This window comes from Marinilabiliales bacterium, from assembly GCA_007695015.1.
In the GTDB taxonomy this organism is placed as follows: Bacteria; Bacteroidota; Bacteroidia; order Bacteroidales; family PUMT01; genus PXAP01.
The window spans coordinates 1-21,367 of sequence record REEN01000054.1; the positions used below are offsets into that span (position 1 = coordinate 1).

Annotated in this window: 16 protein-coding genes and 1 pseudogene; 8 read left to right on the plus strand and 9 right to left on the minus strand. The window is 51.4% G+C overall.

Translation table 11 applies throughout. The features are described from left to right. Both EA408_06070 and EA408_06075 read right to left on the minus strand, forming a co-directional pair. A partial coding sequence (locus tag EA408_06070; GenBank protein TVR72730.1) for an N-acyl-D-glucosamine 2-epimerase occupies positions 1-1,079 on the minus strand: 1,079 nt, incomplete at its 3' end. 12 nt (positions 1,080-1,091) lie between these two features. Further along, complete coding sequence (locus EA408_06075) at positions 1,092-2,318, minus strand: beta-mannosidase (GenBank protein TVR72731.1); 1,227 nt, start codon at positions 2,316-2,318, stop codon at positions 1,092-1,094. 204 nt (positions 2,319-2,522) lie between these two features. On the opposite strand from EA408_06075, the gene EA408_06080 reads away from it, so the two are divergent. The 7 genes and pseudogenes from EA408_06080 (at position 2,523) to EA408_06110 (ending at position 10,531) form a co-directional block, all read left to right on the plus strand. After that, positions 2,523-3,587 carry a hypothetical protein gene (locus tag EA408_06080; GenBank protein TVR72732.1) on the plus strand — a complete coding sequence of 355 codons (1,065 nt, stop codon included), beginning with the start codon at positions 2,523-2,525 and terminating at the stop codon, positions 3,585-3,587. Between the two features lie 189 nt (positions 3,588-3,776). Continuing rightward, positions 3,777-4,472 (plus strand): (d)CMP kinase, encoded by a 696-nt coding sequence (locus tag EA408_06085; protein ID TVR72733.1) that lies wholly within the window; start codon positions 3,777-3,779, stop codon positions 4,470-4,472. Between the two features lie 32 nt (positions 4,473-4,504). Next, a pseudogene (locus EA408_06090) lies at positions 4,505-4,675 on the plus strand (collagen-like protein). Between the two features lie 30 nt (positions 4,676-4,705). After that, the gene (locus EA408_06095) at positions 4,706-5,590 is read left to right on the plus strand and encodes a 4-hydroxy-3-methylbut-2-enyl diphosphate reductase (protein ID TVR72734.1); all 885 of its coding nucleotides are present in this window, start codon (positions 4,706-4,708) and stop codon (positions 5,588-5,590) included. A gap of 85 nt (positions 5,591-5,675) precedes the next feature. Then, positions 5,676-7,994: a primosomal protein N' gene (gene priA / locus EA408_06100; GenBank protein TVR72735.1), complete on the plus strand. Its 2,319-nt coding sequence runs from the start codon at positions 5,676-5,678 to the stop codon at positions 7,992-7,994. Positions 7,995-8,354: 360 nt separating this feature from the next. Beyond that, positions 8,355-8,972, plus strand: coding sequence for a hypothetical protein (locus EA408_06105; protein ID TVR72736.1), 618 nt, complete (start codon positions 8,355-8,357; stop codon positions 8,970-8,972). A gap of 257 nt (positions 8,973-9,229) precedes the next feature. After that, positions 9,230-10,531 (plus strand): class A beta-lactamase-related serine hydrolase, encoded by a 1,302-nt coding sequence (locus EA408_06110; protein TVR72737.1) that lies wholly within the window; start codon positions 9,230-9,232, stop codon positions 10,529-10,531. Here EA408_06110 and EA408_06115 read toward each other — a convergent pair. The 7 genes from EA408_06115 to EA408_06145 all read right to left on the minus strand — a co-directional run bounded on the left by EA408_06115 (position 10,528) and on the right by EA408_06145 (position 19,640). After that, positions 10,528-10,806 (minus strand): hypothetical protein, encoded by a 279-nt coding sequence (locus EA408_06115; protein TVR72738.1) that lies wholly within the window; start codon positions 10,804-10,806, stop codon positions 10,528-10,530. The genes EA408_06110 and EA408_06115 overlap by 4 nt on opposite strands. A gap of 19 nt (positions 10,807-10,825) precedes the next feature. Beyond that, complete coding sequence (locus EA408_06120) at positions 10,826-11,260, minus strand: Hsp20/alpha crystallin family protein (protein TVR72750.1); 435 nt, start codon at positions 11,258-11,260, stop codon at positions 10,826-10,828. Between the two features lie 451 nt (positions 11,261-11,711). Further along, entirely contained in the window at positions 11,712-12,206 is a 495-nt protein-coding gene (locus EA408_06125) for a shikimate kinase (protein ID TVR72739.1), read from the minus strand. A gap of 48 nt (positions 12,207-12,254) precedes the next feature. After that, positions 12,255-14,867, minus strand: coding sequence for a DNA gyrase/topoisomerase IV subunit A (locus EA408_06130; GenBank protein TVR72740.1), 2,613 nt, complete (start codon positions 14,865-14,867; stop codon positions 12,255-12,257). A 69-nt stretch (positions 14,868-14,936) separates the two neighbouring features. Beyond that, entirely contained in the window at positions 14,937-16,787 is a 1,851-nt protein-coding gene (locus tag EA408_06135) for a type IIA DNA topoisomerase subunit B (GenBank protein ID TVR72751.1), read from the minus strand. Between the two features lie 241 nt (positions 16,788-17,028). After that, positions 17,029-18,903 (minus strand): hypothetical protein, encoded by a 1,875-nt coding sequence (locus EA408_06140; protein ID TVR72741.1) that lies wholly within the window; start codon positions 18,901-18,903, stop codon positions 17,029-17,031. Further along, positions 18,900-19,640 (minus strand): 1-acyl-sn-glycerol-3-phosphate acyltransferase, encoded by a 741-nt coding sequence (locus EA408_06145; protein ID TVR72742.1) that lies wholly within the window; start codon positions 19,638-19,640, stop codon positions 18,900-18,902. Before EA408_06145 ends, EA408_06140 begins: the two co-directional genes overlap by 4 nt. A 235-nt stretch (positions 19,641-19,875) precedes the next feature. Between EA408_06145 and EA408_06150 the strand changes: the two genes are divergently transcribed. Continuing rightward, positions 19,876-21,336 carry a glycosidase gene (locus tag EA408_06150; protein TVR72743.1) on the plus strand — a complete coding sequence of 487 codons (1,461 nt, stop codon included), beginning with the start codon at positions 19,876-19,878 and terminating at the stop codon, positions 21,334-21,336. Positions 21,337-21,367: the final 31 nt, after the last annotated feature.

A 21,367-nucleotide genomic window follows, 5' to 3' on the forward strand; every position in this document is an offset into this window, starting at 1 on the left:
CGCCAGGCATTCAGAAAACCCACGACTGACTCAGCCTGGGCCCACCACTCCATCTCACCGTCCGTACCTCCCTTACCGTCACTCTCATGAGTAAGTCCCCCGAACCTGTTCACTCCCTCCGCAGCGCCGTTCGCAAGCCTGAGCGACAGCTCCGCCACGTTGTCAGCAAGTGCAGGGTCGCCGGCAGCCTGAGCCGCTTCATAGAGCAGCCAGGAGGCCTCAATGTCGTGTCCGTATGATATCACTTCCGACCTGCATTCCCAAAGCTCATTAAAGAACAGCTTCTGGTGAACATTTCCGGGCCCCACGATCTTTTCATCAAAAACCGTGATCAGATGCTTCAGCCGCTCCTTCAGTCCCTTATCATTCCACACCCCCAGCAGCGAAGTATAAGCCTCCAGCACATGAAGGTGGGTGTTCATCGTCTTCCTCTCGTTCATATCCTTCTCGCTCAGCCGGCTGTCAGATATCTCACCCCAGCTCCGGGAAAAAGCCTCAAGGTAACCGCCATGCGTGCCTTCTGCACACTTCTCCTCAATAAGCCGGTACAGCCGGATGGCGGCATCCAGCACCTCCTGCCGGCCGCAGGCCCTGTAATACTCGGCAAAGGCGTAAATCACAAATGCCTGTGCATATGTCTGTTTCTTCGTGTCAAGCGGATTACCTGACTCGTCAACGGTCCAGAAATATCCTCCAAAACTCACATCGGCAAATCGTGTGGCTATATAGTCCCAGGCCCTGAGGGCCAGGTCCATGTAGTCGTAACGTTTGTCATGATTATAAACGGCGGCGAAGGTCCACAGCATTCTCGCGTTAAGTATAAGTCCTTTGGGCTCGCCGGGCAGGGGATTTCCTTCCTGGTTCACAGCACCCAGGAATCCTCCGTTAACCCTGTCGGCCATCCTTTTGCCCCAGAAAGGCAGCAGGTTGTTTTCAAGCTCCTGCAATGCAAAATCGCGAAGCTCCGCTATGACATTTTCAGCCGGGGGCCGTTTTCCGCTAACGTCCGCTGAACCTTTATCTTCACTGCCACCTGCAGTGGTTCTTTTCCTGCCGCTCACATTCCCGGAATTATCCATCCAGCCTGACTTTCAATTTACACTGTACATATCAGGCAGATCCTCCAGGAAAGCGGTAAACGGATCGTCCCTGAACTTTTTGAAATCGGGTACGCTGGGGTGGCCGGGGTAGGGAGCGAAATGGTGCACGTAACTGCCTTCACTCATCCAGTTCTCGTTTCTCCATACAAGCACCCAGGCCATGTGCCTTGCAACAGGATCATTCTTTATCGGGTCAAGTATGTTCCTGGTCCACCAGTCCGCCTGCAGTATCATATTGTAGCCCGTCTCCGTGAGCGCGGCAACCTTGTCCATCTCCCGGGCAAGCTCAACCACGATCCTCATCTGATCTATGGCGAGCGGCACTCCCTCTTCGGTGCGCAGGTCATGGTAGTTGTCAAATCCCAGCACATCAACATATTCCACCCCGGGAAAGCGCTCCATGTACCTCTCCCTGGTGCGGAATATATCGGGCGAATAGCTGAACAGCAGGTTGGTGCAGCCGCGCTCCTCAGTCAGGTAATGATGGGTAAAACGCCACAGCTCGATGAACTCTTCCCTGGAACTGGGACCTGTACCCCACCAGAACCAGCCGCCTGTATGCTCATGGTACGGCCTGAAAACGACCGGCACGGGCGTGCCATCAGAAGTTCTCAGGTTGAGAAAGAAATCAGCTACCAGGTCGAGCCTTGACCTGAAGTGTTCATGCCGCTCTCCACCTGGCAGAATGTGCCTGACAGCCTCGGAGGTATCCCACGCGCTTCCGCCCGTTGCCGGGTTGTCCTCATGCCAGCTCACCGTGTTGATCCCGCCCCTTTCATATACCTCGATCATCCATTGTCGCATCAGATCAAAACTAACAGAATCGATATTCTGGTCACGCCCTATCTTGCCCAGGTCCCATCCGAAAACTGCCGGATATGACCCGATGGCGTCATGAACATCAGACCTGAACTCCTCACCATCGATTTCGGCATCCCAGCCACCCACCTCATGATCGTGGCCAATCCCGTAGGCAACGGCATCCTGGTGCCCGAACATCATCCGCTCACCGGCCATCTGTTTAAGATTATAATAAAGAGCTCTGGTCTCTTGGGTCGCATTGGGGTTTGACACAAAGAGATCGTCAAGGGGGTCGGGCGACTTGCACGAAAAAGCAGCCAGCACAGCCATGCAAAACGTAACGGTATATCTTAACAGGGTTATCATAAGCTTAGGTTTTAGAAACAGCCAAATTATAAAAAATTCTCCGTTCAGCATCAAGCCGGCCCGGGAATAATTTCTGTTCTGGCATCAACCCGGCCCGTGAATAATCCCGGTTATGGCATAAACCCGCCTGTGAATAATCCCGGTTAGGGCACCAACCCGCCTGTGAATAATTTTTCTTAAGCACTGCCGGCGTAACTTCTCTGATCAATTAAAAACTTTTGTTTTGCTATATTTACACGATCGAAGATCTGAAAAATGGGGAGACTGAACCTTTATCCGGGGGCACTGCTGCTGGCAGCGCTAACCTGCATTCTTGCAGTCCCGCCCGATGCTGCGGCCCAGCCGGGCGGCACGGCCACATGGGAGTTCCTCAACCTGACCAATTCGGCCAGGGTGGCGTCACTGGGCGGGAAGAACATTACGCTGCGTGACGGCGACCTCAACCTGGCGTTCCATAACCCGGCGCTTCTAGACAGCACCATGCACCAGGACCTCCTGCTCAACTATGTCAACTATTACAGCGACATTAACTTCGGCTACGCATCATACGCTTTCCACCAGGGGAGGCTTGGTACCTTTGCCGGCGGCATCCATTACATTAACTACGGAAGCTTCCTCGAAGCCGACAAGACGGGAGTGATAACAGGCAACTTCACCGCCTCTGAAAACTCGGTCAACATCTCCTGGGCAAAGGCAATTGACAGCCTTTTCACAGCCGGCGCCGCACTCAAGACCATCAACTCCTCTTTTGAGCAGTACCGGGCATTCGGCGTGGCCATCGATGCAGGGATTAACTACTACAACCCCGCCCACCTGCTTTCGGTATCCCTGGTGATGAGGAACCTGGGCACACAGCTCACCACGTGGTATCCCGGCGGCGAACGGGAGGACCTTCCGTTCGAGTTGCAGCTCGGAGTGTCAAAACAGCTGGAGCATGCACCTTTCCGCCTGTCGGCGGTCTACCAGCACCTCCAGGATTTCAATCTTGATACACCTAAGAGAGAAGGCAGCAGCGAGCCTGCAGGGACGTCCTTTTCCGCGAAAGCGGGACAAATTGGAAATGAGCTGCTGAGGCACATGATAATAGGTGTTGAATTCCTGCCAATGCAAAGCCTCACGATACGGGCGGGCTACAACAACCTCCGCAGGCACGAGATGAAAATTGACCAGCGGGTGTCGACGGTCGGCTTCTCCTGGGGTTTCGGGGTCAGGCTCAACCGGTTCAGGATTGATTTCGGACAGTCGCGGTACCACCTGGCCGGCTCGTCCCATCACTTCTCTGTCACAGCCAGCCTGGGCTCCTTCTACAGCCGGCAGTAAAGCAGCCTGAAGGCAGGGAGCCCCCACCGGGGTGATCCCTGCACCCTTTCCCATGGTGATCACTGCACCCTTTTTCCTGGTGATCCCTGCACCCTTTTTCCTGGTGATCCCTGCACCCTTTCCCTTCTTCAAGGCGAAGGGAACCGGGCCGTCATCCATTGCAGGAAATTGATTACTTTTACAACTGTTATGGATAAAAAAAAGCTCATTATTGCCGTCGACGGACACTCATCCTGCGGCAAAAGCACCTTTGCCAAAGCCATCGCCGCAAGGATGGGTTATCTCTATATTGACAGCGGCGCCATGTACCGGGCTGTCACGCTGGCCTTTATCGAAGAGGGGGTGATCAAAGGCGATACACTGGATGAAGAGGCGCTCGGCCGGCTCCTCGACAATATCACTGTCGACTTCAGGCCTGCCGGCAGCGGTTCGGCGGCTGAGACATACCTCAACGGGATTAATGTAGAGAAAAGGATTCGGGGACTCGAGGTGGCCTCCAGTGTGAGCCTGGTAAGCACATCGGCCATGGTAAGGCGAAAGATGGTGGCCCTGCAGCAGGAGATGGGAAAGGACAAGGGCATTGTGATGGACGGACGCGATATCGGTACGGTGGTGTTCCCCGATGCCGACATTAAGATCTTTCTTACAGCGTCGGCCGACATAAGAGCCGGCAGGAGGTACAAAGAGCTGATAGAGAAGGGGGAAAATGTCAATTTCGATGAGATAAGGGAAAACATTCTCAGGCGCGATCAGATTGACAGCACAAGAAAGGAGAGTCCCCTGAAAAAGGCCGCCGACGCCGTTGTGCTCGACAATTCACACATGACCCCCGATGAGCAGATGGTGTGGTTCGAAAACCTCCTGTCAGAAAGGGGAATGATATAAAGGCGGACTGCTCCCGGCACAGCCCTGGACCTGCCACCGGCAGGACCGGCAGCGCCGGAAGCACCGGAAGCGCCGGAAACATCGGCAGGACTGGCAGCACCGGGTACACTGGAACCACCGGCAGCGCCGGAAGCGTTGGCAGGACTGGCAGCACCGGGTACACTGGAACCACCGGCAGCGCCGGAAGCGTTGGCAATACCGGCAGACCCCGGATTGGATTTTAAAACGGAATTATGGTTGTTACGATAGATCCCTCTTCAGGTTTTTGTTTCGGCGTCAGACGCGCCATTGAGCAGGCTGAGGATCTCCTTGACAGGGAAGGGAAGCTTTACTGTCTCGGCGACCTGGTGCACAACAAGGCCGAGATGCAGAGGCTGGAGCGGCGCGGCCTCACAAGCATAGACCACTCAGCAATGGAGAAGCTCAGGGAGGCGCCCCTGCTCTTCAGGGCCCACGGCGAACCGCCTTCATCATACGATCTTACTGGCAGGAACAGGCTGTCACTTACCGATGCCACATGCCCCATTGTCAAAAAACTGCAGGAAAAGGTCAGGAAGGCATGGATGGAGATGAAGGAGAAGGGCGGACAGTTAGTGATATTCGGAAACCCCGGCCACCCCGAAACAATCGGACTGCTGGGACATACAGAAGGAGGAGCGGTGATAGTACAGGAGGCCGGGAACATTGAAGCTGTAAACCCCGCACAGCCCGTTACCCTGTTTTCCCAGACAACCAGGAATCCCGACGAATACCGCCGGCTTGCCGGGAACATTGAAGCGAAAATGAAGGAGCACTTCCCGGGCGGGAATGTTCCTTTAAAAGTGCATAATACAATTTGCGGGCAAATATCAGGCCGTACGCCCCGCATCAGGAAATTCGCCGCATCGCGCGATGTGATCGTCTTCGTGGGCGGCAGCCAGAGCTCCAACGCCAAAGTGCTCTTTGGCCAGTGCAGGGAGGTGAACCCCAGGAGCTGGTTCGTGACCGGCGCTTCGGAGATTAAGCCAGAATGGTTCGAAGATGCAGGTTCGGCAGGTGTTTGCGGCGCCACATCGACACCCCGGTGGCTTATGGAAGAGGCGGCAGAAAGGATCAGAGAACTGACCGCAAAGAAATAAGCCGGGATGCCGGCCCTGAAACAGCAGTATCAACCCGAAACCAATATCGATGTAATAATTTAACCTGACCAGTCCGCGCAGAAATATGCAACAGCACCCCGATAGTAATCGTGACACCCCAAACGGCACCAACCGGCTTTACGCCGATATGCTGCTGCCACTACCCCTGCCGGGCACCTTCACCTACTCGGTCCCCAACCACCTGGTCAACGAGGTTGCTCCCGGCAAACGGGTAACCGTGCCGTTCGGCAAACGGGGCGTGCATACCGCCGTCGTCAAAGAGGTGCACAGCAGGCCTCCTGAAGGTTACGAAACAAAGGATATACTGTCGGTGCCCGATAACCACCCTGTAGTGCTGCCGGTGCAGATGAGGTTCTGGGACTGGCTGGCAGATTATTACATGTGCACCGCGGGCGAGGTGCTGAAGGCAGCCCTGCCCGGTGGTTTCAGGCCCCGGGGCGGTCCGGCGGGAGAGATAAAACCGAAAACGGAGATCTTCGTGAGCCTGCATCCGGAACTGGCCGTATCAGGCGAGGTGGACCAGTTGCCGGAACAGCTGAAACGCGCACCCCGGCAGCTCGATATCGTTCTGGAATACCTGCATATTACCGACTACAACGGCGACGGCGATCCGCCAGCTGTTCCGAAGAGCATGCTGACAACGCGCTTTAAAAACGCTGACGCCCCGCTTCGCGCCCTCTATGACAAAAATATTCTGGCCCGTTCCGAAAAAACCGTCTCAAGACTTGAAGGTCAGCCCGCAGCCCAGAAGGAGATGAGCATGCTCAACCATCACCAGGGGGAGGCGCTACTCACCATAAAAAAGCAGTTCGAAAGCAACGATGTGGTCCTGCTCAACGGCATCACCTCGGGCGGGAAGACCGAAATATACATCCACCTGATAAAGGAACAGCTCGAAAAAGGGAAACAGGTACTCTACCTCCTGCCCGAGATCGCCCTTACCGCACAGATCATCACGAGACTGAAGAACGTGTTCGGCAGCCTGGCCGGCGTATACCACTCCAAATTCTCTGAAGCCGAAAGGGTGGAGATATGGAACAGGGTACTCAATGATGACGACCACAGCTACCGGCTGATCCTCGGCGTCAGGTCGTCGCTCTTTTTGCCTTTCGGTGAACTTGGACTCGTAATTGTTGATGAGGAGCACGAGAACACCTTCAAGCAGTTCGAGCCGGCACCCCGCTACCATGCCCGCGATGCCGCCGTCATGCTTGCCTCTATGCACGGCGCAAAGACACTGCTGGGCACCGCTACCCCATCGGTCGAATCATGGTACAATACCCTTTCGGGGAAGTACGGGCTGGCAGGCCTCACCAAAAGGTACAGCGATATGGAGCTCCCTGAGATGATAATCGCCGATACCCGGATGGCAAGGAAAAAGAGGCAGATGAAATCCCTTTTCACCCCGCAGCTCATCGAAGCGTTAACCGAAGCGCTCGACCAGGGAGAGCAGGTAATACTCTTCCAGAACAGGCGCGGCTATGCCCCGTATATCGAGTGCGCCGACTGCGGATGGGTACCCCTGTGCCGGCACTGCGACGTAAGCATGACCTATCACAAAACAATGAACCAGCTCGTGTGCCACTATTGCGGGGCCTCCCAAAAGCCTCCCCCCTCCTGCCCGGAATGTGGCAGTTCCGACCTCAAGACCCGGGGGTTCGGGACCGAGAAGGTAGAAGATGAGATCCCTCTCTTCTTCCCCGGGGCCAGGGTCGGCCGGCTTGACCTCGACTCGGCCCGGGGCAAAAGATCGCATGAACGGATAATCAGCAGCTTTGAAGAGGGTAAGATCGACATACTGGCAGGAACCCAGATGGTGGCTAAGGGACTCGACTTCGGCAGGGTTTCGCTGGTCGGCATACTTAATGCCGACAATATGCTGCTGTTCCCTGATTTCAGGGCACATGAAAGAAGCTTCCAGCTCATGTCGCAGGTTGCAGGCAGAGCCGGCAGGAAAGTGAAGCGCGGCAAGGTCATCATCCAGACCGGCTTCCCTGATCACCCTGTGATCAGGAACATAACCGGAAATAACCTGGAAAGGCATTTCCGCGAACAGCTTGCCGAGCGCAGAGAGTTCAGATACCCGCCCTTTGTGCGGCTGATCAAAATAGTAATAAAAGACAAAAACCGAGAAACTGCTGAGAAGGCATCCAAATCACTGGCCGGCAGACTCAGGGCGGACTTCGGCAACAGGGTGCTTGGCCCCGAATACCCGCCGGTGGGCAGGGTCCAGAACCGGCATATAATGCATATTCTTATCAAGATAGAGAAAGGAGCCAACCTCCCGAAAGCGCGCTCGCTCATCTCTGCCGCAATAGCACAGCTGAACTCCCAACCCGGGTTCAGGAGCTGCCAGGTGTACCCCGACGTCGACCCGGTTTAACCATACCTGGGAACAGCAAGAGCACATTGCAACAGCTCATCCTTTATCCTTAATACCGGATCCCATTCAGGCAAAATACCTGATTACCCCCGGCAATGAACTTCCCCGGAGCATATCCCCGAAGTTGCATCTGGTAATTATCATTTCCGGTACTGAAGGTTAGGCTCTGGAAATATTATAAGATTAATGTTCCTGTTTTTCAGCTGGTTGCCATTACGGGGGTGAAGCCGGGTCATCTCTTCCGGTGAGCCACATCACCCCTGCACGATTGCTCCAATCACCTCAAAATCAAAAACCCCGGAGTGCAAGCGGCGTATATGTAAGTGAGATCGCGAATGACAAATCAAAAAAAACCATGCGATGAAGAAATCAGCAGTGATACTTCTTACAACAATACTCGCAACAACCGCAATCAGCGCTTCAGATGAAATTATCCGGGTCCCGAAAGCAATAGGAGTTAACATATACCACTCCTCACCGGTAAGCGGGTTTAACTCCAATACAAATTTCAACATCGGCATCGAAAAAGAGAACAAGCTTATTGAAGGTGGACTGATCCTGCAGCATGGCGAAAACCGGATCTCAGGCGGCAATGTGGTTTACAGGCGCTATCTCTTCGCACCTGAAAGCCATCCTGAAAGGGCCACTGCCGACAACAGCACCGTCAGGTTCTTTATGCAGTACAATTTCCAGTTCCGCTACTCAAACGGCCCGGGCAGCATGCATTTGATTTCCCCCGGATCTGATCCGGTTTATCTAAATGGAGGCAGGATTGCAACCTACGACCACAAACTTGGCATAGGAGTTCAGGTAAGACTGATTGACAATTTTTGCATCAATGCCTCTGCCGGGGTTAATCTCAGCCTGGGCTCCATTGATGATGAGTTCGCCACACAGCCCAATTATGCTGAAGCAGGAATAAGAACTGATCTGTCACCAAGCTTGAACATAGGTATAGGTTACTTTATAGTCAGGTAAATAATCAACAAACAGTTTCAAAAAAACTGCTGATGCGGTTTTTCAACCTGGATTGATTTGTCAAAGCGATGGGGATACCCCGAAATCCAGGGTTGGGCGCTCCTGCCGGTCACCACAGACGGCAGGAGCTTTTTTGTTTGGCATGCTGCATTGCCATCACCCGGATAATGCCCTCATCTCCAAACAGGCAACCCTTTCGCACCATTTCTGAAATACATGTGTTATCTTTATTTTTTATTTACCTAAATGAGCCTATCATGAGAAAAGTACTTTACCTGGCGCTGATGCTGCTGACACCCTTTACGGCAGCCCTGTCGCAGACCCCTTCACTGCAATTTTCACCCCCGCTGTCGGACGGATGGGCCGAAAATGTCGGCATGTCGCCCGAACGGCTGGAAAGGATAGATCACATGCTGGAGGATGCAGTTGCCAGAGGAGACATACCCGGGGCAGTTGCCCTGGTAGCCCGCGACGGCGAGATCATCTACCACAAGGCTTTCGGCATGGCCGATATCCAAAGCGGCCGCGCTCTGCAAGCGGATGATATTTTCCGCATCGCCAGCCAGACAAAGGCTATTACCTCGACAGCCGTAATGATGCTATGGGAGGAGGGCAGGTTCAGGCTCGATGATCCCGTCTCCAGGTTTATCCCCGAATTTGCAAATCCGGTTGTACTTGACACCTTCAACCCGGCCGATTCAACCTATACAACCGTTGAGGCAGAAAGGGAGATCACGATCAGGCACCTGCTTACCCACACCTCGGGTTTGGGATACGGCATAATAGACGGCGACGAGCGCTTCAGGAAGATATACCAGAAGGAGGGAATAGTTGACCTGTTTACCGCCGAAGATATAAGCATTGAAGAAAATGTCAGGCGGCTTGCCGCGCTTCCCCTGCATCACAATCCCGGCGAGGGGTACACATACAGCGTAAGCATTGACGTACTGGGCTATCTTATTGAAGTGATATCGGGAATGCCGTTTGACAGGTTCTTAAGGGAGAGACTATTTGATCCCCTCGGCATGGATGACACCTGGTTCTACCTTCCGCCGGAGAAAGCCGGGCGGCTCGTCCCGTTGCAGGCAAGGACGGGCAGCGGGGAATGGGTTCCCTATGAATCGGATTATTACGATCCTGACTATCCTGTAAGCGGAGCCCGCAGGTTCTTCTCGGGTGGTGCAGGCCTCAGCAGTACGGCGAAGGACTATGCCGCATTCCTGCAAATGTACCTCAACGCCGGCGAATATAACGGAACAAGGATACTGAGCCGCACCACGATCAATTTTATGATGGCCAACCACATAGGCGACCTCTGGGGAGAGGATGCGGACAGTTATCTGGGACTGGCTTTCGGGGTTGTGACAGGGAAAGGGCAGGATCGCGGTGGCCAGGGCAGTGAAGGGACCTTCAACTGGGGAGGTTACTTCAACACCCAGTACTTTGCCGACCCCCGTGAACAGATCATAGGCGTGCTTATGAAACAGACAAGGGGCCAGGTATCGGATAATACCGCCTGGCAGTTCAGAATCCTCACCTTCCAGGCGGTTGACGATTAATCGATTACTGGTTTTATCCCCGACAGAAAACCAACAATCCCTGGGATGAGACCGGCGAAGCCAGACAACCGGCGAAACAGTTGAGACCGGCGAAGCGGGTGAGACCGGCAAAGCCAGATAACCGGCGAAGCGGGTGAGACCGGCAAAGCCAGATAACCGGCGAAGCGGATGAGACCGGCGAAGCGGATGAGACCGGCGAAGCGGGTGAGACCGGCGAAGCCAGTTGAACCATTTAAGGCATAAAAAAACCGGGTATCATCGATACCCGGCACCATTCCCCTCAACCTTTCACTGTTACGAAATCCTGATCTGCCTTGGCGGCTTCTCCTTAGCCTCTTCCCTTTTGGGAATAGTTATGTTCAGTACGCCGTCCTTGTGGTTTGCAGTGATCTTGTCTGCATCCACTGTGTTAGGCAGACTGAATGAACGGCTGAAGGAGCTGTACGAAAACTCGCGCCTCATAATCTTTTCATCTTTCTGCTCGTCTTCCTGGCGCTTTTCCGATGAGATAAACAGCACGTTGTTCTTCACATCGATCTTGAAATCATTCTTGTCAAGTCCGGGTGCTGCCACCTCGATCCTGAAATCATCCTTGCCTTCGATTATGTTTACCGCAGGAACACAAATCCCTGTCTGGTAATCATCAAAGAAATTCGAAAGCATGTCCTTACCGAAAAAATCATCTACGATGCTCGGCATTGAACCTCTTCTGTTAAATACTGGTAACATGGCCTGGTCCTCCATTATTTTTAAGTTAAACATCAATTTGTTTTTTAAATTTTCAACCTGTTTTCACACGCTACATAGTCAACTTGCATGCCATTCGGTTTCAAGCCTCTTTTCCTGCCATTATGTCGCTTTAGCAGAGCTTTACACTGCCATATCTGCAGACCACCGGCATCACAGCAATCGGAAAGGGCAACCCGACACGACAGTTAACTATCTTATTACTAGGTTCTATAAAGATGCAATTACTGACCGCACAGACAGGGGGGCGGGATCAGCAAAAAAGTGCAACGTGAACGGGGCGGGATCAGGCAAAAAAACAGGTGGACAAACCTGGATCGGGCAAAAAACAATTGAACGGGCCATGATCAGCAAAAAAGCCAGATGAACGGGCGGGGATCAGTAAAAAGTGCCACGTGAACGGGCCGGGTAGATTGAATTTCCAGGGATTTAATTAGTTCCGCCTTCCAAGGTGTGGTTTCAGGAGTTCGATAAGCTCATTAACACCTTCATCTGCTGAATTGAAAATTATGTCGCTCTGCCTGTACCATCCCTCCCTTCCGGCAAGAAGCCGGCGGATATGGTCCCGGAGCTCTGCTCCTTTCATGCCGGCAATAAGGGGTCGCTTCTGCTTTCCGTCTGAGAGGCGTTTTGCCAGCAATGCGGGCGGCACACTAAGGTAAACCGTGATGCCGGACCGCTTCATCTTGCTCATGTTATCATGAAAACAGGGAGTTCCTCCACCGCATGCGATAACCATATCGCTCTTATCAACAATTGTCTCAAGCATATCAGCCTCAGCCCTTCTGAAATAATCCTCGCCTCTGCGGGCAAAGATCTCTGTCACCGGCATACCCTCCTTCTCCTCCACCAGCTTGTCAAGGTCAGCAAACGTATAACCAAGCTTCCCGGCCAGTATACGGCCGGTGGTGGATTTTCCGCTACCCATGAAACCAACCAGAAAGATCAGCACAGGACATTAGTTTTAACAATACCACTATAATTCAAGCCTCATCTGTTTGTTGTCAGGCTCATCCAGCTCGAGCACATCGTCATCAGCAGCGCCCTCATTTTCAGGAGCAGGTTTGACAAGCGGTTCAAGCTCATTGATGAGCGAAACCTCAAATTTGGAAAGCCTCTTGCCCCTGGCCCTGTAACTCTTCACACCGATGAAGTCGGCAACTTCTATTATCTCAGTGCTCCTGTCCTTGTTCTTGCCTCCGAACTTCAGCTCCAGCCTGGGATACTCGACCTCGGTCAGCCTTATAAGCTTCGAATCCTCATGGTCGCCTATGAAACTGGTAAGCTTGTCGACAGACTCAAAAGTAAACCTTTTCAGGTAATGGTATCCCTTCTCCCCGTCGAAATAAACCGCTGAAAACACCTTGTTGTACCTGTACTTCTCTATCAGTATGAGGTCCTCCTCGAAATGTTGCGAAACATCAAAGCCCGAAAGCCTGAACCTGCCCGACCCGGTTACCACCAGGAGGCGGTCGTCAGTATTGAATTCGCCAAGGAAACGTCCGCGGCCATCACTGTTCAGGCGGTTGATATCTTCATCAAACCATATCCTGGCGCCCCCAAGGGTGGATTCGCCCCTCTCCTTGAGAACAACCTTATGTAGAGCATGCCGGGTCATTATATTACCGATCGATTTCTTGCCCTTGATGGCAAGTTCACCGAAACCGACCTCAAAAACGAGGTTCCGCAGGCGTGGTTTTGGCTTCAGGTAAACCTTTACCACCTCTGCTTCTCCGTTGGGATTTGCAGTAAAGTAAACAATCTTCGAGTTTTTTGTCCCTTTCGTGATATTGTATTCCCGGTCCCTCGTTATTCCCTTTACAGCGCATCTCTTCATCATATAGGCTCCGTTCAGCCCGTCGCGGTAAACAATATTATAGATGGTGCGTTTGTCATTCTTCTTGAATACATCAATATGTATTATGTTCTTGCCTACAAAGATCTTGTCTGACACCCTTGTAACAATGTAGGTGCCATCCTGCCTGAAGACGATAATATCGTCAATGTCTGAACAATCGCATACATATTCATCCTTCTTCAGTCCCGTACCCGCAAATCCCTCAGCACGGTTCACATATAGCTTCTCATTTGCTACTGCAACCTTTGTAGCCTCTATCGTATCGAAGTTGCGGATCTCGGTCTTTCTCTCCCGCCCCTTCCCGTATTTCTTCTTTATCTGCCTGAAATAATTTATCGCAAAAGGAATAAGGTTGTTCAAATGGTTCTGAACCTCTGAGATCTCCTCCTCTACTGATTTTATGTGCTCATCAGCCTTTTTTGCATCGTATTTCGAGATTCGTTTGATCCTGATCTCCGTCAGCTTCACTATATCATCACGGGTAACCTCCCTGCGCAATAACTTCTTAAATGGCTCAAGCCCCTGGTCGATCGTCTCAATAACCGACTCCCAGGTTTCGCACTCCTCGATGTTCAGGTATATCCTGTTCTCAATGAATATCTTCTCAAGAGATGACATGTGCCAGTCCTCCAGCAGCTCATCCATCCGTATCTCCAGCTCTTTTTTGAGCAGCCCGACCGTCTTGTCGGTGCTGATGCGGAGCATCTCAGAAACACCCAGGAACCGCGGCTTGTCGTTTTCAATCACACATGCGTTGGGCGATATCGGAACCTCGCAATCGGTAAATGCATACAGTGCATCAATGGTCTTGTCGGGCGATATCCCGGGTGCCAGGTGTACAAGTATTTCAACACTACCTGCTGTATTGTCGTCAATCTTCCTGATCTTTATCTTGCCCTTTTCGTTGGCCTTTATTATCGAATCTATCAACGACCCTGTGGTCTTCCCGTAGGGAATGTCGGTAATTACAAGGGTCTTCTTGTCAAGCTTCGCTATCCTCGAACGCACCCGTACCAGTCCCCCCCTCATACCGTCATTGTACCTTGAGAAGTCCGCCAGTCCCCCACCCGGAAAATCGGGATACAGCACAAAATCCTTACCCTGGAGGTAAGCGATGGAGGCGTCTATCAATTCATTGAAATTGTGCGGCAGTATCTTTGAAGCCAGTCCGACTGCAATACCTTCGACCCCCTGCGCCAGGAGAAGTGGAAACTTAACAGGCAGCGTGACCGGCTCCTTGTTGCGGCCGTCATAGGAAAGCTTCCATGAGGTGGTCTTGGTGTTGAACACCACCTCGAGGGCGAAGGGAGAGAGCCGTGCCTCGATGTAACGGGATGCCGCGGCGCTGTCGCCTGTCAGCAGGTTCCCCCAGTTACCCTGTGTGTCGACCAGAAGGTCCTTTTGCCCTATCTGTACCAGCGCATCACCTATCGAAGCGTCACCGTGGGGATGATACTGCATGGTGTACCCAATAATGTTGGCAACCTTATTGTACCGGCCATCATCCAGCCTCTTCATGGCATGGAGGATCCGTCTGTGAACCGGTTTAAGTCCGTCATGCAGATGCGGCACGGCACGTTCAAGGATCACATAGGAGGCATAATCAAGGAACCAGTCCTTGTACATACCGGACAAGTGAATAATCTTCGGGAAATCGTTCTCCCTGGCCCTTCCGTTTTCCTCAGCAGGCTCCTGTCCGTTCTTTCCTTTCTGTCTTTCTAATTCTTCCATTGTTTTCCGCTTCCCGGGGTATATGATCCGGAGGGTTGGGCATAAAGTCAGCATTCATGGCCTGCCTGGTCAAACCGGACTCCCTTCCTCCACAACATCATCTTCAACTTTCAAATTCTCAATAATAAACTCCTGTCGTTCCGGACTGTTCTTGCCCATATAAAAGGCGAGCATGTCGGCAACCATATCTTCTTTCTTCAGCTGAACAGGCTCAAGCCTCATATCCTTCCCGATAAAGTGCCTGAACTCATCAGGTGATATCTCTCCAAGCCCTTTGAACCTTGTTATTTCGATCTTGCCGCCGAGCTTTTTGACAGCTTTCTCCTTTTCCGCATCTGTGTAACAGTACAGTGTTTCCTGCTTGTTCCGCACCCTGAAAAGAGGAGTCTGCAGAATATACAGGTGGCCATTCTTGATCAGGTCAGGAAAGAACTGAAGGAAAAAGGTTATCAGCAGAAGCCTTATATGCATGCCGTCAACATCTGCATCAGTAGCTATTACAACATTGTTGTACCTCAGCTCCTCTATACCGTCCTCAATGTTAAGCGCAGCCTGGAGCAGATTGAACTCCTCGTTCTCATATACGATCTTCTTTGTAAGTCCGTATGTGTTCAGTGGTTTTCCCTTCAGGCTGAATACCGCCTGGGTGTTAACGTCACGCGATTTGGTGATCGATCCGCTGGCCGAATCCCCCTCGGTAATAAATATGGTGGTCTCCAGCCTTCTCGCGTCGTTGGTGTTCCAGTGCATCCTGCAGTCCCTCAGCTTGCGGTTGTGCAGATTGGCCTTCTTCGCACGTTCGCGCGCTATCTTCCTGATACCCGATATGGCCTTCCTCTCCTTCTCCGATTCCTGTATTCTGGCAAGCAATGCTTCGGCACTGCCGGGATTTTTATGCAGGTAGTTATCCAGCTTTGTACGCAGAAAATCCATCACGAAATTCCTTACAGTCGAGCCACCGGGGCCAACCTCTTTTGATCCGAGCTTCGTCTTGGTCTGCGACTCGAAAACAGGCTCCTCAACCTTGATGCTTATAGCCGCAATTATCGCTGTACGTATATCTGAGGCCTCAAAGTCCTTTTTGAAGAAGTCCCTTACCACCTTAACATAAGCCTCCTTGAATGCCACCAGGTGAGTTCCTCCCTGACTGGTATTCTGGCCGTTCACAAAACTGTAGTACTCCTCGCCATATTGCTTGCCGTGGGTTATTGCGACCTCAATATCGTCGCCCTTGAGGTGTATTATGGGGTAAAGGCCGGGAGAGCTCATGTTCTCCTCCAGCAGATCAAGAAGCCCGTTTTTGGAGTTGATACGTTGTCCGTTATAGACAATTGTCAGTCCGGTATTCAGATAAACATAATTCCTGAACATCCTTTCCAGGTATTCCGGAATGAACCGGAACTTGCCAAATATCTCATTGTCGGGTGTAAATACCACCCTGGTGCCGTTTTTGCTGCCGTTAGCCTCAATGGCCTTTTCTGTAACAAGCTCGCCTCTGGCAAATTCAGCGATCCGCCCTTCCGTTTCACGAAATGACTCTATAACAAACTGCGAAGAGAGGGCGTTCACGGCCTTTATTCCTACACCGTTAAGTCCTACTGTCTTCTTAAAAACCTTGGAGTCGTATTTGGCGCCGGTATTCATCTTCGAAGCCACATCAACAAGCTTGCCCAAAGGTATGCCGCGCCCGTAATCCCTTATAGTGACCAGCTTCTCGCTAACCTCAATCTCGATGGTTTTACCGAAGCCCATCATATACTCGTCAACTGCATTGTCCAGAACCTCCTTGATAAGCAGGTATATGCCATCGTCAAGAGAGGAGCCGTCACCAAGTTTACCGATATACATACCGGGCCTTTTCCTTATATGCTCCTTCCAGTCAAGGGTACGTATGGTATCTTCCGAATATATTGCAGTCATCTGTCCTAAATTTCTGCAAATATAAATAAAAGAAGGGCGGGGTGTGAATCTGTTTATCAACAAGCAATCAACAGGCAAGCGGGACTGGCAGCCGTTTCCGGCTTACCGGTAATCCACCGGCAGGCCGCCGGTCATTCTTAAGAACACCCGTGCTGAAATGCTGGCAGGCGCAGCGGGTTGCGGAGAAAGGAATTTACGCAGAAAAACTCTTTAGCTCAACAGCCACAACCTCACCATGGGATCAGGCTCCCGGAAGATTTTGATCGGGCCCCGGGGTTTTTCCGGGAAGCAACCCCATCTGCTCCATCAGCAACAGGGCGTTCATCTTGCGGGTAACACCTTCCCTAAGCCTGTAGTCAAAGCTGATCCTGTCGCCGTCAATATCAACCTCGAAGCACCTGTTCATGATCCTGCCGGGATATTCATTTTCAAGTGAAGTAAGTGAAAGGTCGTGGGTGGCAATGATACCGGTTGCACCAAGGCCGAGCATCCTGCCGAGCAATGCTACTGAACCTTTCTGTTTGTCGGTCGTATTGGTGCCCTTAAGTATCTCGTCCAAAAGGACAAACACCTGCCTTCCCCCGGCAATAGTCTCAATAAGGTGCTTCAGCCTTTTGAGCTCGGCATAGAAATAGGACTCGTGTTTGCTCAGTGAGTCACTCGTGCGCATGCTTGTATACAGATCTGTTATACGGAACCTGAAGTCAGCGGCACACACCGGTGCTCCGGCCATAGCAAGCACCAGGGCAATCCCGGCGGTCCGCAGAAACGTGCTCTTGCCGGCCATATTGGCCCCGGTAACTATAACAAAACAGCCCGAATCCTCTATGGTCAGGTCGTTACATACTCTTTCGCCGGCAGGTATCAAAGGATGTCCAAGTGAGCCGGCCCTGAGTACGGGCCCGCTGTCATCAGGCTGCGGAAAAACAAAGTCAGTATTATTGAAGAAGAATATCGCCATGCTTATAAAGGCATCCATTTTTGCTATACTACCAAGCCAGACCGCCAGTTTTTTCCTATTGCGCCGGTTCCACCTTTCCAGCATCAGGACACAATTGACATCCCATAGCAGTAACCCGTTAAGCACCGTGAAGGCTATAAAATTCAACCTGTTATCAAATGCATCAACAATACGAGCCAGTTTCGCAATATGGCCGGATGGAGGGGTGCCCTCAGTCCTCAGGTAGCGCTGTATTGATTTAAGCAGCGGGGCATCAAGTTCTGTATCATGAATGATCCGGAGTAACTTTCCATACTTTTTCAGTGTGCCCAGGCTCCTGGTCACCTTATCATGAACCTCGGCGGTTTTCCGGAAAAGCAGGCCGGTAATCCCAAGCTGCACACAAAAAAGTATGAGCACCAGGTAAAAAGGTAAAATACCGGCTGCCGCCAGCAGAAGAGTCCCAGCCGTCAGGGCGGGCAGCACCCGGGATACCATAACCAGCGAACGGTTTCTCGTAAAATGAGAGGGAGTATTTACATACTTTATCAGGTTGATACGATCTCCTGAACTGTCTCCATACATCCTGCCCGTGGCGATAAAGTGCTGACAGAACTCGAGTTTGGCGGCAAGCTCTTTAATACCCTTCTGCCTCCGCTTAATCTCCTGGGCATCGGTAGCCGGCTCCTTTAAAAAATCTGCAAGCATGTCCATGCCGGGCACTGTACAGCACCTGTTCATGTAATGGAACATGGAGTTCTCCCCAAACAGATCCAGGTCAGGTGAATAACGGTGATCAGGATCTTCATACCGGCTTCCGCTGTCAAAAGAGTCCAGGTTGCCTCTGAGCGCCTCAATCTCCTCACAGTTGACCCCCAGAAGAGCTGAAAAATATTTTACTTTTCTTTCCTGAATACCAAATCTGTGTACCAGGAAAAGGAATACTGCCAGCATTGCCAGAAACACGGAAATTGCGATGGAAATACTGGTGCCGGCAAATAACAGTGGCAGGAAGATCATAATAAGGAAAGAGGCCAGCCTCAGAAACACATAGCCTCTCTGGGTCCTTCTGGCCAATCGCAGCTTGTCGGAATACTCCGAAAATTTATCCCTGTAAAAAGATAGTTTGCCGTCTGCCATCTTCGCGTTAAGTTGCTGTTTCCCCTGATATATCAATTACCCTGTCGCATCTCCCTGAGTACAGTATCCATTTTATCCCTCACCATTTCACCGGTTTCACGGGGGTCGAAACTCTCAAATTCAGCCGGCATCACAGGATCAAGTACACGAACACTTATCGGGGTTTTTTCCCTGATGACAAAACCCTTCTTTGGCAAAGATTTGCCGGTACCGTCAAGCACTATCGGCAGGATAGGGCACTTCATCTGTTTGGCAAGCCTGAAAGCACCGTCTTTGAAGTTTCGCATGTTCCCGTCTGTGGAACGGGTGCCCTCCGGAAATATCATGATTGAACTGCCCTGCATCATATGTTTCTGGCAATCTCGCATCATTTTGATAAAACTCTTTCTGCTGGCACGGTCGAGCGTCACATACCGGTTCAAAACCATGTTCCACCCGACAAACGGCAGGTAAAGGTTTTCCTTCTTGGAAACCCATTTAAAATGGAAAAAGAGAGAGTGCATTACCAGTATGTCGAGCATCGACTGGTGGTTAGAAACCGCAACATAAACCTGGGAATGGTCAATTTTTTCCCTTCCCTCAACCTTCATCGGCCAGAAAGGATTAAGCCACAGATATATCGAACCCCAGAAGCATGAATATTGATGCTGCAACCAAAGCCTTTTATCGAAAAGAAATGTAAGAAGCCATACCAGGAGAGCCCCACAAAAAATAATTATGCTTGATACAGCGACAAATATCCAGAATAGAAGCGAAAACAGAACAAACCACATAGCTGTAGAAAATCATGTACCTAAACCATACAACCTTCCTGCAATTAGCCTGAGGCTCCGGAATTGTTCGGCAGGGGCTGTCAACCTTTAATTATCAGCTTGCTAAAGTACAGTTTTTTTTTAAATCATTAATACTGCATCCGGTTCATATCTTTTGTATAATTCCCATATCCTGCTATTGAATTGAATACTCCTTTTCCTATATTTGTTTTTAACATACCAAACCAATAATAACATGAGAATACCGGTAACAAGAAAACCAAACCGTTTCATGCCTGATCCCCGCAGGGTGATAATCAGGTATTTCGATAATGGTATAGACCGTACCATTGCACTGGTAGAGCGTCTCACCGCCATGCCGGAAGAGCAGGCATCCTTTGCCCTGATGCATACCCTCAGGGAGTTCTCAAGAAGACACCGGAACATCACCAACGTCTTCAGCAGACACTTTTCCCGTGTTAAGGATCAGATGGAAGCACTGAAAATATCGCTCGACGGACTTTCGGAGGACAAGCGGCTGCTACTCGGATCTTTCTTCTCGCTTGAGTATTCAATTGAGTCAGCCGCCTTCTTCAACCCGTCAATGATCGAATCGCCCGACCAGACAGCACTGGAGAGAGGAAGTAAAAGGATCATAGTCAGTTTCCGCGCCACCGGCGAGGGGCACATCTCCTCTATCGTGTTCCATTCGGGGCTCATAGACAAGGATGGCAATATGTCATTCGAAAAGCCCGGGAGGTACGTTGAAGAGGCTGAAATGGTCAAGCGGCACAAATACTCCAAGAGTTCGTTCTCAAGCAAGCTCTCTGAGATGAACCTGCCCGCAGATATTATCAACAGTGTAATGAACCGGCTGGGTGACGAGTTTATCTACGGTGAGCTTCTGGCGGCAATAAACCAGACACGTGCGGATAACAACAATTCGGCCGAGAAACTTCAGGCTATAGAAGAGATAGTATGGCTTGCCGATTCACATTATGAGGTCAAATTCTCCCGTGACACCGATATTTCCGAAAGAGTGATCTTCCCGGTATCATTCACCGAGAGAAAGGGAATTGAAGATGCCCGCTTCGTAAAATTTACCGGCGACGACGGAGCAGTAAACTACTATGCAACCTATACGGCCTATGACGGCAATACCATTCTCCCTAAACTGATCCAGACAAAGGATTTCTGTCATTTTACCATCAGGCCCCTGCACGGACACGGGGCACAGAACAAGAATCTCGCTCTTTTCCCCCGTAAGGTAAAAGGGAAATATGTGATGCTCTCCCGCATTGACGGCATAAATTCCTTCATAGGTTTTTCCGACAAGATAAACCTGTGGGACCAGCCAATCATGCTGCAGGCACCTAAACATTACTGGGAATTCGTACAGATTGGCAACTGCGGCTCACCCATTGAGACCCCGGAGGGCTGGCTGGTACTGACCCATGCAGTGGGTCCGGTGCGTCAATATTGCCTGAGTGCTATACTCCTCGACCTCGACGATCCTACCAGGGTCATCGGGCACCTTCGTGACCCGCTCCTGGTTCCGAACTACGAAGAGAGGGAGGGCTATGTGCCAAATGTGGTCTATTCATGCGGAGCAATGGTCCACAACAACGAGCTGATAATGCCCTACGGGTTGTCAGATACAGGAGCAGGTTTTGCTTCGGTTTGCATGGATGATCTTCTTGCCCAGCTGAAGTCCTGAAGGGATGATGCCTGCAGCACTGAACCTGCGG